Source organism: Isoptericola luteus (genome assembly GCF_020297055.1).
Lineage (GTDB): Bacteria > Actinomycetota > Actinomycetes > Actinomycetales > Cellulomonadaceae > Isoptericola > Isoptericola luteus.
The window spans coordinates 93,534-106,431 of the sequence record NZ_JAIXCQ010000007.1 but is presented as its reverse complement, the minus strand read 5'-3'; the positions used below and the strand labels follow the sequence as shown (position 1 = coordinate 106,431).

Below are 12,898 nucleotides of genomic sequence, written 5' to 3'. Positions count from 1 at the left end.
TTACGCCGCGCCAGTAACCTGCCGCTGTGACCTCTGCCACCGACTCCGCCCCCGTGCCCAGCGAGACGCCCCTCGACCTCGTCGTCCCCGCCGGTGGCCGACTGCCGGCCGACCCCGCCGAGGAGCGTCTGGCGGCGCTCTACGCTCCGCAGGCACCGCGCCACGTGTGGGCCAACATGATCAGCACCGTGGACGGCGCCGCCTGGGGTCCCGACCACCTCTCCGGCTCGATCAACGACGCCGCCGACTGGCGGGTCTTCCGCGTGCTGCGGGCCCTCGCGGACGTCGTGCTGGTCGGTGCCGGCACGGCTCGCGCCGAGGGGTACACGGCGCTGCGCCGGACCCCGGGCATCGCCACCGGGGAGGCCGCCCCGGACGCACCCCTGGAGCTCGCGCTCGTGACCCGCACGGGACAGGTGCCCGTCGCCCTCGCGGCGGCCGAGCGCCCGCCGTACGTCATCACCGGGGACCTGGGCGCACCTGCCGCCGCAGCCGTGCTCCCGGCCGACCGCGTGATCGTGGCCGCCCCGGCCCCGCCCTCCGGCACCGCGGCGGCCGGTGCCGCCGACCCGGGGGCCGTCGACCTGAGGGCCGGTCTCGACGCGCTCGCCGCGCGGGGGCTCGGGCACGTGCTCTGCGAGGGCGGGCCGCACCTGCTCGACGCGATGCTGCGCGCCGAGCTCGTCGACGACCTGTGCGTCACGACCAGCCCCCACCTCGCGGGGGCGGGAGCGGGACGGATCGTGGCACCGGGGATGCCGGGCGAGGACGCCCCGTCCGGCCCGGCGCTGCGCCCTGCACGTCTCGGGCACCTGCTGCACGCGCCGGGGCCTGGCACGATGCTCGCCCGGTGGGCGCTGCGCTGATCCCAGCGCCAGCGCCTGCCGGCGGCGGACGCGTTTCCCCGGGGCATGCCTCGCGCGCGACCCGCGCGCTGAACTAGCGTGCTGCCATGCCGACCACGATCATCCTCACCGAGGACACCCTGACGGACACCGACGTCGCGCACGTCCTGTCGATGCACCCCGACCAGGAGGTGCGCTACCGCGTGCTCGTGCCGGCCGACACCGAGCGCAACCTCATCACCTCGATCATCGACCACGTCGGGACCGGTGAGCTGCGCGAGGCGTGGGACGAGATCCTCGGCAAGGAGCCCACCCCCGCGCAGGCGACGGCCACGGCCGCAGAGCAGCTCGCCGGATCGCTGGAGGCGCTCAGCGCGGCCGGCGCCCGCGCGGACGGCACGGTCACCGACGACGACCCGGTGCCCGCTCTGCGCACCGTGGTCGCGGCGCACAACGCCCCCGGCGCGGACGACGACGACCGCGTGCTCGACGTCGTCGTCGTCACGTACCCGCACGCGGTGGAGGACACGTTCCACTCCGACTGGGCGTCGCGTGCCCGCGCGGACCTCAAGGTGCCGGTGCTGCACCTGCTGGCGGGTACCAGCGCGATCGTCGACTGAGCCGGAGGTGCGCCACCGCAGGCTCAGCGGACCTGGTGACCCGCGGTGCTGATCGTGGACTTCACCAGCTCGTCCATGGAGTCGAGGAACGGCTCGACGGCGAGCAGGCCGTGGTCGACGGCGGCGACGGACAGCTCGGTGCACCCGAGCACCACGACCGACGCGCCCTGGTCCACCAGGGTGGCGGCGACGGCACGGAGCAGGTCCGGGTCGGCCGGGCGGCCCGCCTTGACCTGGTCGTAGATGACCCGGTTGACGAGCGCCTGGTCGTCGGCGCCCGGGACGATGACGTCGACGCCGTGCGCGGCGAACGCGTCGTCGTACACCTTCGAGGCGACGGTGCCCTCGGTGGCGAGCAGCCCGACCCGCGCCAGCCCCGGCACGCGGCGCCGTGCGGCGTCGACCGTCACGTCGATGATGGACACGAACGGGGTGCTGATCGCGTCGAGCACCTGCTGCGTGAAGTAGTGGGCGGTGTTGCACGGCATGACGATGAACCGCACGCCGAACTGCTCGAGCCGGCGTGCGTCGCGTGCCAGGACGGGGCCGGGGTCCGCCGTCGAACGTCCCAGCACGAACTCGGTGCGGTCCGGGATGGTCGCGTGGTTGAGCACGACCATGTCGACGTGCTCCTGGTCGCGCTCCGCCTGCGTGCGCTCGACCACGCGCTGCAGGAAGTACGCGGTCGCCAGGGGCCCGACCCCGCCGATGACGCCGACCGGGCGGTCGTCGTCGGCGGGGCCGGCCCCGGCGCGGGGGGCGGGCGCGGTCACGCGCCGCCCTGCGCGGCCGGTGCCTGCTGCGCCTGCGTGCCCGTCCAGGCGAGGGACCTGGACTGCGCCACAGGGAAGTGCCGCGCGAACTTGCGGAACTGGTTGAGCTGCGCCACCAGCACGTACGCGACCCGGCGGGGGTCCCACTCGGCGCGGTACCACAGCGGGTTGGAGGCCCGCCGCCGCAGCTGCAGCGTGCGGGTCCGGGCGCGGGTGGCGTCGTCGGCCACGTAGCGACGCAGCAGCGCGCCCGGCAGCACCGTGTACAGGTGCTCCGTCGTCACCTCGCCGTCGGCGGTCAGCGGCACGGACGGGCCGAACACCGCACGCGGGTCCGGGTCGAGGCCACGCAGGTGCTCGTGCACGTAGAACTTCACCGGGTTGGCCCCGGTCGCGGTGACGTAGAAGTTCGACCGGCCGAGCCGCGGGTTGAGCTCGAAGAACACGTAGCGTCCGTCGCGCGGGTCGTACTTGAGGTCGAAGTTCGCCACACCCGTCCAGCCGACGTGCTCCAGCAGGCGGCGCGCCTGCTCGGTGACCTCGTGCTGGGTGCCGGTGACGATCGCCGCCGGGTTGCCCAGCGCGCCGGGGGCGTGCTCCTCCAGGAGCACGTGCCCGAACGAGGAGAACCGGACCTTGCCGGACGCGTCGCTGTAGCAGGTGAGGATCCGCATGCCCGAGTCGTCGCCCGGGATGTAGTCCTGGATGACGAACGACCCGGCGTACCCGGCGTCGCGGACCCGGCCGAGCAGCTCGACCAGCTCCTCGCGGTGCTCGACGAGGAAGACCTTCTTCTTCCCCGCGAACTCGACGTCGTGGTAGGCGGCCGTGCTGGCCGCCTTGGCGATGACCGGGAAGGTCAGGCCGCTGGTGTCCGGCTCGCCGCCGCCCGCGACGTCGTGCACCACCGTGGTGGGGTGGGCCAGGCCGAGCTCGGCGCACAGCGCCCCGAACTCTTCCTTGTCGATGAGGCGCAGCAGCACGTCCTCACGCACGTACGGCACGGTGTAGCGGTCCTCGAGCCGGTCCCGGTGCTGCACCAGGGTGCGCACCAGCCAGTCGGCGGAGCCCACGACGATCAGGTCGGCGTCGGTGTGCTGGTCCGCGATCGCGCGGAGCCGGGCCACGATCGCCTCGGGGTCGTCGATCCTCGGCTCCACCACGTGCGTGAGGATGCGCGAGTGGCGCACCAGGCCGGTCGAGGCGCCGGAGACGACGACTGACCGCACGCCGTACGCCTCGTGGAACGCGCGGGCGAGGCTGTAGGCACCGATGTCGCCGCCGAGGACGACGGGCTGCAGTCGGCGGGCGCTCACGGGGTCTCCTTCAGGGCGTGCGGGCGCGGGCCGTTCGTGGCGGTGCCGGAGCCCGCCGCCGAGTTGGCCGCGTAGTTCGCCCGCAGTGCCTCCAGCGGGTAGAACTGCCGGTACTTGCGGACATGGTTGACCAGGGCCGTCAGCACGTAGAGCCGCCGGCGCGGGGCGGCGTCCGCCGCGTACCGCAGCGGGTGGACCGCCTTGCCCTCGCGCTGCAGCCGGACGACGCGGGCCCGCAGCGCGGGGTCGAGCACGTAGCGCCGCAGCAGGGAGCGCGGCACGACCGAGTACAGCACCTCGCGCTCGGCCGTGACCGGCGCGCGCCGGACGCCGGCGATGACGTCGTCGACCAGCACCTCGGTCGGGTTCTGCCCGCCCGCGGTGAGGTAGTAGTTGTTGCGGCCGATGCGCGGGTTCTGCTCGAAGAACTTGAACACGCCGTCGCGCGGGTCGAGCTTGACGTCGAAGTTCGCGAAGCCCTTCCAGCCCGTGTGCTCGAGGATCCGCTGGGCGGCGTCGAGGATCTCGTCGATCCGCTCGACGATCATGGCCGACGGGTTGCCGCGCGCCGCCGGCGTGCGCTCCTCCAGGAGCACGCGGGCCGAGCAGCGCAGGGTGACGCGCCCGCTCGTGTCCGCGTACGCGGTGACCGAACGCATCTGCGTGTCGTCGCCGGGGATCATCTCCTGCACCAGGAACCGGCCCTTGAACCCCGCCTCGCGCAGGGACAGCATGAGCCGGTCGAGCTCGGCCGGCGTCGCGATCTCGAAGATCTTCTTCTTCCCGGCGAACTGCACGTCGTGGTAGTCGGCGCTGCTCGCGGGCTTCGCGATGACGGGGAAGTCGAACCCGACGGGCGCCGGCTCCCAGCCCGGCTCGGCGGCCGCGCGGAAGTCCTGGATCACGGTGGCCGGCGTCGGGATGCCCAGCTCGGTGCAGATCTCCTGGAACTCGGCCTTGTCGGAGATGCGGTCGATGAGCGCCACGTCCGCGAACGGCAGCACGAACCCTGCGGACTCGAGCTCGGCCCGGCGGTGCGCGAGCACCCGGACCACCCAGTCCATGTTGGTGAGCAGCAGGAGCTGCTCGCCCGGGTGGCGCGCCGACAGGTCGGTGGCGACCTTGCGCAGCGCGGCGACGATCTGCTCCCCCTCGACACCCGAGAGCACGGTGTCGACGATCCGCGAGTGCGCGATCGGGCCGGGCTCGGCGAACGCGACCACGGTGGTCCGCACCGCGTACCGCTCGTGGAAGGAACGGGCGAGGGCGTAGACCCCGATGTCGGAGCCGACGATGACGGGACGGAAGCCCGGGCCGGACGCGGTGGCGCCGGTGCCCTGGGCGGCCGTGCTGGTGCTGCTCACGGGTGTGGTCACGCCTCCTGCTCGGAGCGGTCGGCCGACCACTCGGTGTGGAAAGTACCCTCGCGGTCGGCGCGCCGGTAGGTGTGGGCGCCGAAGAAGTCGCGCTGGGCCTGGATGAGGGCCGCCGGGAGGCGGTCCGCGCGCACGCCGTCGTAGTAGGCGAGCGAGGACGAGAACGCCGGCGCGGGGATGCCCGCGGTCGCGGCCTGCGCGACGACGCGGCGCCACGCAGCGAGGCCGTTGCCGACGGCGTCGGTGAAGTACGGGTCGGCCAGCAGCAGCGCCAGGTCCTGGTCGCGCTCGTAGGCCTCCGTGATCCGGTTGAGGAACCGGGCACGGATAATGCAGCCGCCGCGCCAGATGCGGGCCATGGCGCCGCGGTCGATGTCCCAGCCGTGCTCGGCCGAGGCCGCCGCGATCTGGTCGAAGCCCTGCGAGTACGCGACGACCTTCGAGGCGTACAGCGCCTGGCGCACGTCCTCGATGAACGCGGCGCGGTCGGTGACCTGCAGGGGGGTCGCGTCCGCCCGGAGCGCCGCACGGGCGGCCTCGCGCTGCGGCACCGAGCCGGACAGGGCGCGGGCGAAAGTCGCCTCGGCGATGCCGGTGATGGGCACGCCCAGGTCGAGGCCGTTCTGCACCGTCCAGCGTCCGGTGCCCTTCTGCTCGGCCTGGTCGAGGACGACGTCGACGAACGCGGAGCCCGTCGCGGCGTCGACGTGCTGGAGCACGTCGGCCGTGATCTCGATGAGGAACGACTCGAGGTCGCCGGTGTTCCACTCGGCGAAGATCTGGCCGATCTCGGCGGCCGACGCACCGAGGCCCTGCTTGAGCAGGTCGTACGCCTCGGCGATGAGCTGCATGTCGGCGTACTCGATGCCGTTGTGCACCATCTTGACGAAGTGCCCGGCCCCGTTCGGTCCCACGTACGTGCAGCACGGCGTGCCGTCGACCTTCGCGGAGATCGCCTCGAGGATCGGGCCCAGGGACTCGTACGATTCACGGGTACCGCCGGGCATGATCGACGGGCCGTTGAGCGCACCCTCCTCGCCGCCCGAGACACCGGTGCCCACGAAGTGCAGGCCCTTGGCGGCGAGGGCCTCCTCGCGACGGATCGTGTCGGGGAAGTGGGCGTTGCCGGCGTCGACGACGATGTCGCCGGACTCCAGCAGCGGGACGAGCTCGTCGATGACCGCGTCCGTGGCGGCGCCCGCCTTGACCATGATCACGACCTTGCGGGGGCGGGCGAGCGAGGCGACGAAGTCCGCCATCGACTCCGACGGGACGAAGTCCCCCTCGCTCCCGGCCTCGTCGACCAGCGACTGCGTCTTGGCGAAGCTGCGGTTGTGCACGGCGACCGTGTACCCGTGCCGCGCGAAGTTGCGGGCGAGGTTACGGCCCATCACCGCCAGGCCGGTGACGCCGATCTGGGCGCGAGCTGTCATCGTTTCCTGCTTCCCTCGAGATGGTGGGGGGTCCGGCGGTCGCGGGCGACGTGGCCGGCCCGCAAGCCTCGACCAGCCTAGTCCGCACGGGCACCCCAGGTGGACGGACCATCACGATCCGGACACGAGGTGTGCAGCCGACCCGCGTGGCACCCCGCGCCCGACGACGCCCGCCGTACGGTGGCCCGTGTGACCGGTCACACCGGGGAGCCCGTCCCCGCCCCGTTCGCAGCCGCCCTCGCGTCGCTGCGCGAGCGTCGCCTGCGCACCGACGTGCACCTCGCCGAGATCCCCGGTCCCACGCGGATCGCGCCGTTCTCCGTCGCCCTCGAGGGGGAGATCGTCGCCGGCGACGACGGCGCCGGGACCGACGGCGGCGAGGTCGCCTCGGGGCGCTTCGTCGTCCTGCACGACCCGCAGGGGCAGGAGACCTGGCACGGGACCTTCCGCGTCGTGACGCTGGTACGGGCCACGCTCGAGCCCGAGCTCGCCGCCGACCCGCTGCTGGCCGAGGTCGCGTGGTCGTGGGTCACGGAGGCGCTCGGCACCGCGCGGGTGGCGGTCCGCAGCGCGGGCGGGACCGTGACCCGCGTCGTCTCGCAGAGCTTCGGGGCGCTGTCGTCGACACCCGACGCCGTCGACCTGGAGATCCGCGCGTCGTGGACGCCCGAGGACACGGACCTCGGGGCGCACCTGGCGGTCTGGGCCGACCTCATGGCCACCGCGGGAGGCCTGCCGCCGCTGCCCGACGGTGTCACCGCGCTCTCCTCCCGCGCACGACCTCCTACCCTGGGTCCATGAGCTCCACCCTGCCGCCGACCGCACCCGACGTGACCCCGTTGACCGAGCCCGCCGACGGCGTCGGGCGCGTGATCGACTCCGCGGAGGCCTTCGCACGCGTCGTGGAGCGGTTCGGCGGGGGCACCGGGCCGGTCGCGGCGGACGCCGAGCGCGCCTCCGGCTACCGCTACGGTCAGGCCACCTACCTGGTGCAGGTCCGCCGCGAGGGGGCGGGCACCGCGCTGGTCGACCCCGTGGGGGTCCCGGACATGTCCCCGCTCGGCGACGCCGTCGGCGACGTCGAGTGGGTGCTGCACGCCGCGTCCCAGGACCTGCCGGGCCTCGCCGAGCACGGCCTGCGGCCGGCCCGCGTCTTCGACACCGAGCTCGCCGCGCGGCTGCTCGGGATGGAGCGCGTCGGGCTCGCCGCCGTCGTGGCCGAGCTGCTCGGGCTCGGCCTGGCGAAGGAGCACTCGGCGGTCGACTGGTCCACACGCCCCCTGCCGGAGGACTGGCTGCGGTACGCGGCCCTCGACGTCGAGGTGCTCGTCGAGCTGCGCGACCTGCTGGCCGAGCGCCTCGACGCGGCCGGGAAGGCCGAGTGGGCGGCGCAGGAGTTCGAGGCGGTGCGCACCGCCACGCCGCCACCGCCGCGCCCGGACCCCTGGCGGCGTACGTCGGGCAGCCACGCCCTGCGCGACCGGCGGCGGCTCGCGGTGGTGCGCAGCCTCTGGTTCGCCCGCGACGCCAGCGCCCGCGCCCGCGATGTCGCCCCCGGCCGTGTGCTGCCCGACCGGGCGATCGTCGCCGCCGCACGGGTGCTGCCGCGCACGGTGCCGCAGCTCACCGCGCTGCCCGAGTTCGCCGGCAAGGCGACCCGTCGCCGTGCCCCCGCCTGGCAGCGCGCGATCGACGAGGCGCTCGCGCTGCCCGAGGAGCAGCTGCCCTCCCTGCGCGGGCCCAAGACCGACGGACCGCCCCAGCCGCGTACCTGGGCGGACCGAGACCCCGTCGCAGCCCGGCGTCTCGCCGAGGCCCGCGAGGTCGTGGCCGAGCTGTCCACGGGGCTCTCGGTGCCAGCGGAGAACCTGTTGCAGCCCGACGCCCTGCGCCGCCTGTGCTGGACTCCGCCCGAGCCTGGCGGAGCGGACGAGGTCGCCGCGTTCCTGCGCGGGCGCGGCGCACGGCCCTGGCAGATCGACCTGTTGGCGGGCCGTCTCGCGCCCGTCCTCGCCGTTCCCTGACCCTTGAGCTGTCAGGCCCTGGTGCACGTACCGGTGCACCTGGGCCTGACCGGTCGCGCGCGTTCGCACCTGGCTGTGCCGCGTGCACCGGGACGTGCACGAGAGCCTGACGACGTGCGGTGATACCGCGTCTCAGGGTGGTCTATCCTTTTACCGGTACTCGCGGTAGCGTGTACCGCAGCACGGCCACCCGCTGCCCGTGCTCCCTGAGCGGCGTCGCTCGTCGGACGCCGAAGTCCCGACCATCGCAATCGGATGGAGCTGCCATGACTGTGTCGAGCGAGGTGCCCGCCGGGGTGCCCAGCGAGCTGGCCACCCAGAACGCCCCCGGCACCACCCGGAACCCTGCCCGCCGCGCGCTGCGCGACGTGGTCTTCGTCGAGGGCGTGCGCACGCCGTTCGGCAAGGCGCGGCCCGACGGCCTGTTCGCCGAGACCCGCGCCGACGACCTCGTCGTCAAGGCCGTGCGCGAGCTCCTGCGCCGCCACCCCGAGCTTCCCGGCGACCGGGTCGACGAGGTCGCCATCGCCGCCACGACCCAGCAGGGCGACCAGGGCCTGACCCTCGGTCGCACGGTGGGCATGCTGGCCGGCCTGCCGGCGTCCGTCCCCGGCTTCGCGATCGACCGCATGTGCGCGGGCGCCATGACGGCCGTCACCACGACGGCCTCGGGCATCGCGTTCGGCAACGCCGACGTCGTCGTCGCGGGCGGCGTCGAGCACATGGGCCGCCACCCGATGGGCTTCGACGCCGAGCCGAACCCGCGGTTCCTGGCCGAGCGCCTCGTGGACCCGGAGGCGCTCAACATGGGCGTCACCGCGGAGAACCTGCACGACAAGTTCCCGCACCTGACCAAGGAGCGCGCGGACGCCTACGCCGTGGGCAGCCAGGCCAAGTACGCCAAGGCGGTCGCGAACGGCGACGTCGGCCCGGAGATCGTCCCCGTCGCGGTGCGCTCGGTCGAGCAGGGCTGGGGCCTGGCCACCGCCGACGAGCTGCCCCGCCCGGGGACCACCGTCGAGGGCATCGCGAACCTCAAGACGCCGTTCCGCCCTGGCGGCCGCGTCACGGCCGGCAACGCCTCCCCCTTGACCGACGGCGCCACCGCCGCGCTGCTCGCCTCGGGTGACGTTGCCGCCGAGCTGGGGCTGCCGGTCGGCATGCGCCTGGTCGCCTCCGCGTTCGCGGGCGTCGACCCGTCGATCATGGGCTACGGCCCGGTCCCCGCCACCGACAAGGCCCTCGCCCAGGCCGGCCTGACCATCGACGACATCGGCCTGTTCGAGATCAACGAGGCCTTCGCCGTCCAGGTGCTCAGCTTCCTCGACCACTACGGCATCGCCGACGACGACGAGCGGGTCAACCCGTACGGCGGCGCCATCGCGATGGGCCACCCGCTGGCCAGCTCCGGCGTGCGCCTCATGATGCAGCTCGCCCACCAGTTCACCCGGCACCCCGAGGTGCGCTACGGCATCACGACGATGTGCGTGGGCCTCGGCCAGGGCGGCACCGTGATCTGGGAGAACCCGCACCACGCCGACTACTCGGGCCACGTCTCGGCACAGGAGGACTGACCACACATGACCACGACCACCTCTGAGCCCCGCACCGAGCGCGTCACCCACGCGCTGGTGCGCGACGTCGAGCTCCCCGGCGGCGCCGGCACCCTCGCACTCGTCACGCTCGACAACGGGCTCGACCACACCAAGCCGAGCACGCTCGGACCGCTCGGCATGGCCGAGCTCACGGCCGCGCTGACCGCCCAGCAGGAGCGCGCGGGCCGCGGCGAGATCGCCGCGGTCGCCGTCACCGGCAAGCCGTACTTCCTCGCCGCCGGCGCGGACCTGCTCCAGGTGTCCACGGTGACGTCGCACGAGCAGGCTCTCGAGCTCGGCCGCAGCGGTCACGCCGCCTACGAGCTGCTGCACACCATGGGCGTGCCCACGTTCGCGTTCGTCAACGGCCTGGCCCTGGGCGGCGGCCTCGAGGTCGCCCTGAACTGCGACTACCGCACGGTCGCGTCCGACGCCCCGGCACTCGCCCTGCCGGAGACCGGCCTGGGCCTCGTGCCCGGCTGGGGCGGCGCCTACCTGGTGCCCCGCCTGGTCGGCATCGAGAAGGCCCTGGAGGTCATCCTCACGCGGCCCGCCGCGCAGCGGCCGTACAAGCCCGCGGAGGCCCACGAGATCGGCCTCGTCGACGAGCTGTTCGAGGCGGCGGACTTCCTCGAGCAGTCCATCGCGTGGGCGGCCCGCGTCGTGCGCGGCGAGGTCACCGTGACCCGCCGCGAGCTCGACCCGCAGCCCGTGTGGGACGCCGTCGTCGCGGGCGCGCGCAAGCAGCTCGACGCCGTGGTGGCGGGCTCGCGCCCGGCGCCCTACCGCGCGCTCGACCTCATGGCCGCGGCCCGCAACGCGACCCGTGCCGAGGCCTTCGAGGCCGAGGACGTGGCGCTGGCGGACCTCATCATGACCGACGAGATGCGCGCGAGCGTGTACGCGTTCCAGCTCGTGTCCGGCGGCAAGAAGCCGGCCGGCGCGCCCGACCCGAAGCTCGCCCGCCCGGTGACCCGGGTCGGCATCGTGGGCGCGGGCCTCATGGCCGCCCAGATCGCCCTGCTCGTCTCGCAGCGGCTCGGCGTGCCCGTCGTCATGCGGGACCTCGACTCCGAGCGCGTGGCCAAGGGCCTCGGCTTCGTCAAGGCCACCACCGACAAGCTCGTGTCTCGCGGCCGGATGACGCCCGCGGCCGCCTCGCGGATCTCCGCGAGCATCACCGGCACCACCGAGATCGGCGACTTCGCGTCCTGCGACCTCGTCATCGAGGCCGTGACCGAGGTCATGGGCCTCAAGAAGAAGGTCTTCGCCGAGCTCGAGGACATCGTCGGCGAGGACACCGTCCTCGCGACGAACACCTCGGCGCTGTCGGTCACGGAGATGGCCGCGGACCTGCGCCACCCCGAGCGGGTCGTGGGCATCCACTTCTTCAACCCGGTGGCCCAGATGCCCCTGGTCGAGGTGGTGCAGGCGACCGAGACGTCGCCCGAGGCCCTCGCCACGGCGTTCGCCGTCACGAAGAAGCTGCGCAAGACGGCGGTGCTCGTCGCCGACCGTCCCGGCTTCGTCGTCAACCGCCTGCTCGTGCTCGTGATGGGCAAGGTCGTCGAGGCGATCGAGAACGGCACGCCCGTCGAGGTCGCCGACACGGCGCTCGCCCCGCTCGGCCTGCCCATGCCGACCTTCGCGCTGTTCGACCTGGTGGGGCCGGCGGTGGGCCTGCACGTGCTCACGTCGCTGCGCGAGGACCTCGGCGACCGCTTCCCGACGTCGCCCGGGCTCGAGAAGATCGTCGCCGACTCCACGCGCGTCGTGCTGGACGCCCCGGCGCCCGGCCTGCCCAAGCCCGTCGACCCCGCGGTCCAGGACGTCTTCGGCCCCGCCCGCGCGGGCGAGCCCGGGGTCCTCGACGCCGCGGGCGTGCTGGACTCGGTGCTCACCGCCCTGGCGACCGAGATCGGGCACATGCTCGACGAGGGCGTCGTGGCCGCGCCGCAGCAGATCGACCTGTGCATGATCCTCGGCGCCGGGTGGGGCTTCCACACCGGTGGTATCACGCCGTACCTGGACCGCACCGGCTACAGCGAGCGCGTGCTCGGCCGCCGGCTGCTGCCCGACGGCGTCGCAGGAATCCCCGAGTCGTCCGTCGCCTGACACGATCCGACACTCTCCTCACGGGGATCCGCCGGCCGCCCCGCGGCCCGGCGGCCCGGCGGCCGGCCCTCACGCCCGAGGGCCGGCCGTCGGCGTCTGCCCACGTGTCCACCGGCGTCCCTCGCCCTCACGGCACCCTCGTCACCGGCGCTAAGTTGGTGCCATGGACCACGGAGGCACGCCCCTCACGTCCGTCGCCGAGCTCGAGGAGGTCGTCGGCGAACCGCTCCCGACCGCACGGCGCAAGGTCCGGCCACGCCTGCACGACCTGGACCGGCAGTGGCTGGCCGCCTCTCCCCTGTGCTTCGTGGCCACGGCCGACGCGGACGGGTACGCCGACGTCTCCCCGAAGGGCGACCCCGCCGGGTTCGCGCACGTGCTCGACGACGTCACGATCGCCCTGCCCGAGCGCCCTGGCAACCGCCGCGCCGACGGGTTCCACAACGTTCTCGCCAACCCCGAGGTCGGGCTGGTCTTCGTCGTGCCGGGACGCACCGACACCCTGCGCGTGAACGGCACCGCGCGCGTGCTGCGCGACGTCCCCTACGCGCCGGACCTGACGGTGCGGGGGCACGTGCCCACCCTCGTGCTCGAGGTGTCCGTGCGGGAGGTCTTCCACCACTGCCCGAAGGCGTTCCTGCGCTCCCGCCTCTGGGACCCGGAGACCTGGGCCCCCGACGCCGTCCCGCGGCGGGCGGTGCTGGCGCAGGCGCTGGAGCGCCCCGACGACACCGTCGCCGACCTCGACGAGTACTACGGCCCGGCGTACGCGGCGAAGATCTACGGCTGAGGCGACCCGAG

The 12,898-nt window shown here is 73.9% G+C and carries 11 protein-coding genes; 7 read left to right on the top strand and 4 right to left on the bottom strand.

The features are described from left to right. The first annotated feature begins 26 nt into the window (after positions 1–26). Together LEP48_RS11350 and LEP48_RS11345 are read left to right on the top strand one after the other, a co-directional pair. Positions 27–866: a dihydrofolate reductase family protein gene (locus LEP48_RS11350; RefSeq protein WP_225565713.1), complete on the top strand. Its 840-nt coding sequence runs from the start codon at positions 27–29 to the stop codon at positions 864–866. 86 nt (positions 867–952) lie between these two features. Further along, a complete protein-coding gene (locus LEP48_RS11345; RefSeq protein ID WP_225565712.1) occupies positions 953–1,465 on the top strand; it encodes a hypothetical protein in 513 nt (170 codons plus the stop codon). A gap of 23 nt (positions 1,466–1,488) precedes the next feature. On the opposite strand, the gene cuyB is transcribed toward LEP48_RS11345, so the two are convergent. From cuyB to gndA, 4 genes are read right to left on the bottom strand one after another with little or no spacing between them, the layout of a single operon-like run. Continuing rightward, positions 1,489–2,238, bottom strand: coding sequence for a cysteate racemase (cuyB, locus tag LEP48_RS11340; protein ID WP_225565711.1), 750 nt, complete (start codon positions 2,236–2,238; stop codon positions 1,489–1,491). After that, entirely contained in the window at positions 2,235–3,554 is a 1,320-nt protein-coding gene (locus LEP48_RS11335; RefSeq protein ID WP_225565710.1) for a carboxylate--amine ligase, read from the bottom strand. Before LEP48_RS11335 ends, cuyB begins: the two co-directional genes overlap by 4 nt. Continuing rightward, positions 3,551–4,930 (bottom strand): carboxylate--amine ligase, encoded by a 1,380-nt coding sequence (locus LEP48_RS11330; RefSeq protein ID WP_308010014.1) that lies wholly within the window; start codon positions 4,928–4,930, stop codon positions 3,551–3,553. Before LEP48_RS11330 ends, LEP48_RS11335 begins: the two co-directional genes overlap by 4 nt. Next, positions 4,927–6,363: an NADP-dependent phosphogluconate dehydrogenase gene (gene gndA, locus LEP48_RS11325; RefSeq protein ID WP_225565709.1), complete on the bottom strand. Its 1,437-nt coding sequence runs from the start codon at positions 6,361–6,363 to the stop codon at positions 4,927–4,929. The genes LEP48_RS11330 and gndA overlap by 4 nt, the downstream gene beginning before the upstream one ends. A 189-nt stretch (positions 6,364–6,552) precedes the next feature. On the opposite strand from gndA, the gene LEP48_RS11320 reads away from it, so the two are divergent. The 5 genes from LEP48_RS11320 to LEP48_RS11300 all read left to right on the top strand — a co-directional run bounded on the left by LEP48_RS11320 (position 6,553) and on the right by LEP48_RS11300 (position 12,887). Next, positions 6,553–7,164 (top strand): DUF3000 domain-containing protein, encoded by a 612-nt coding sequence (locus LEP48_RS11320; protein ID WP_225565708.1) that lies wholly within the window; start codon positions 6,553–6,555, stop codon positions 7,162–7,164. Further along, a complete protein-coding gene (locus tag LEP48_RS11315) occupies positions 7,161–8,387 on the top strand; it encodes an HRDC domain-containing protein (protein WP_225565707.1) in 1,227 nt (408 codons plus the stop codon). Before LEP48_RS11320 ends, LEP48_RS11315 begins: the two co-directional genes overlap by 4 nt. A 266-nt stretch (positions 8,388–8,653) precedes the next feature. Then, positions 8,654–9,961 carry a thiolase family protein gene (locus LEP48_RS11310; protein WP_225565706.1) on the top strand — a complete coding sequence of 436 codons (1,308 nt, stop codon included), beginning with the start codon at positions 8,654–8,656 and terminating at the stop codon, positions 9,959–9,961. Between the two features lie 6 nt (positions 9,962–9,967). Next, the gene (locus LEP48_RS11305) at positions 9,968–12,097 is read left to right on the top strand and encodes a 3-hydroxyacyl-CoA dehydrogenase NAD-binding domain-containing protein (RefSeq protein ID WP_225565705.1); all 2,130 of its coding nucleotides are present in this window, start codon (positions 9,968–9,970) and stop codon (positions 12,095–12,097) included. 163 nt (positions 12,098–12,260) lie between these two features. After that, the gene (locus LEP48_RS11300; protein ID WP_225565704.1) at positions 12,261–12,887 is read left to right on the top strand and encodes an MSMEG_1061 family FMN-dependent PPOX-type flavoprotein; all 627 of its coding nucleotides are present in this window, start codon (positions 12,261–12,263) and stop codon (positions 12,885–12,887) included. The last annotated feature ends 11 nt before the right edge of the window (positions 12,888–12,898 follow it).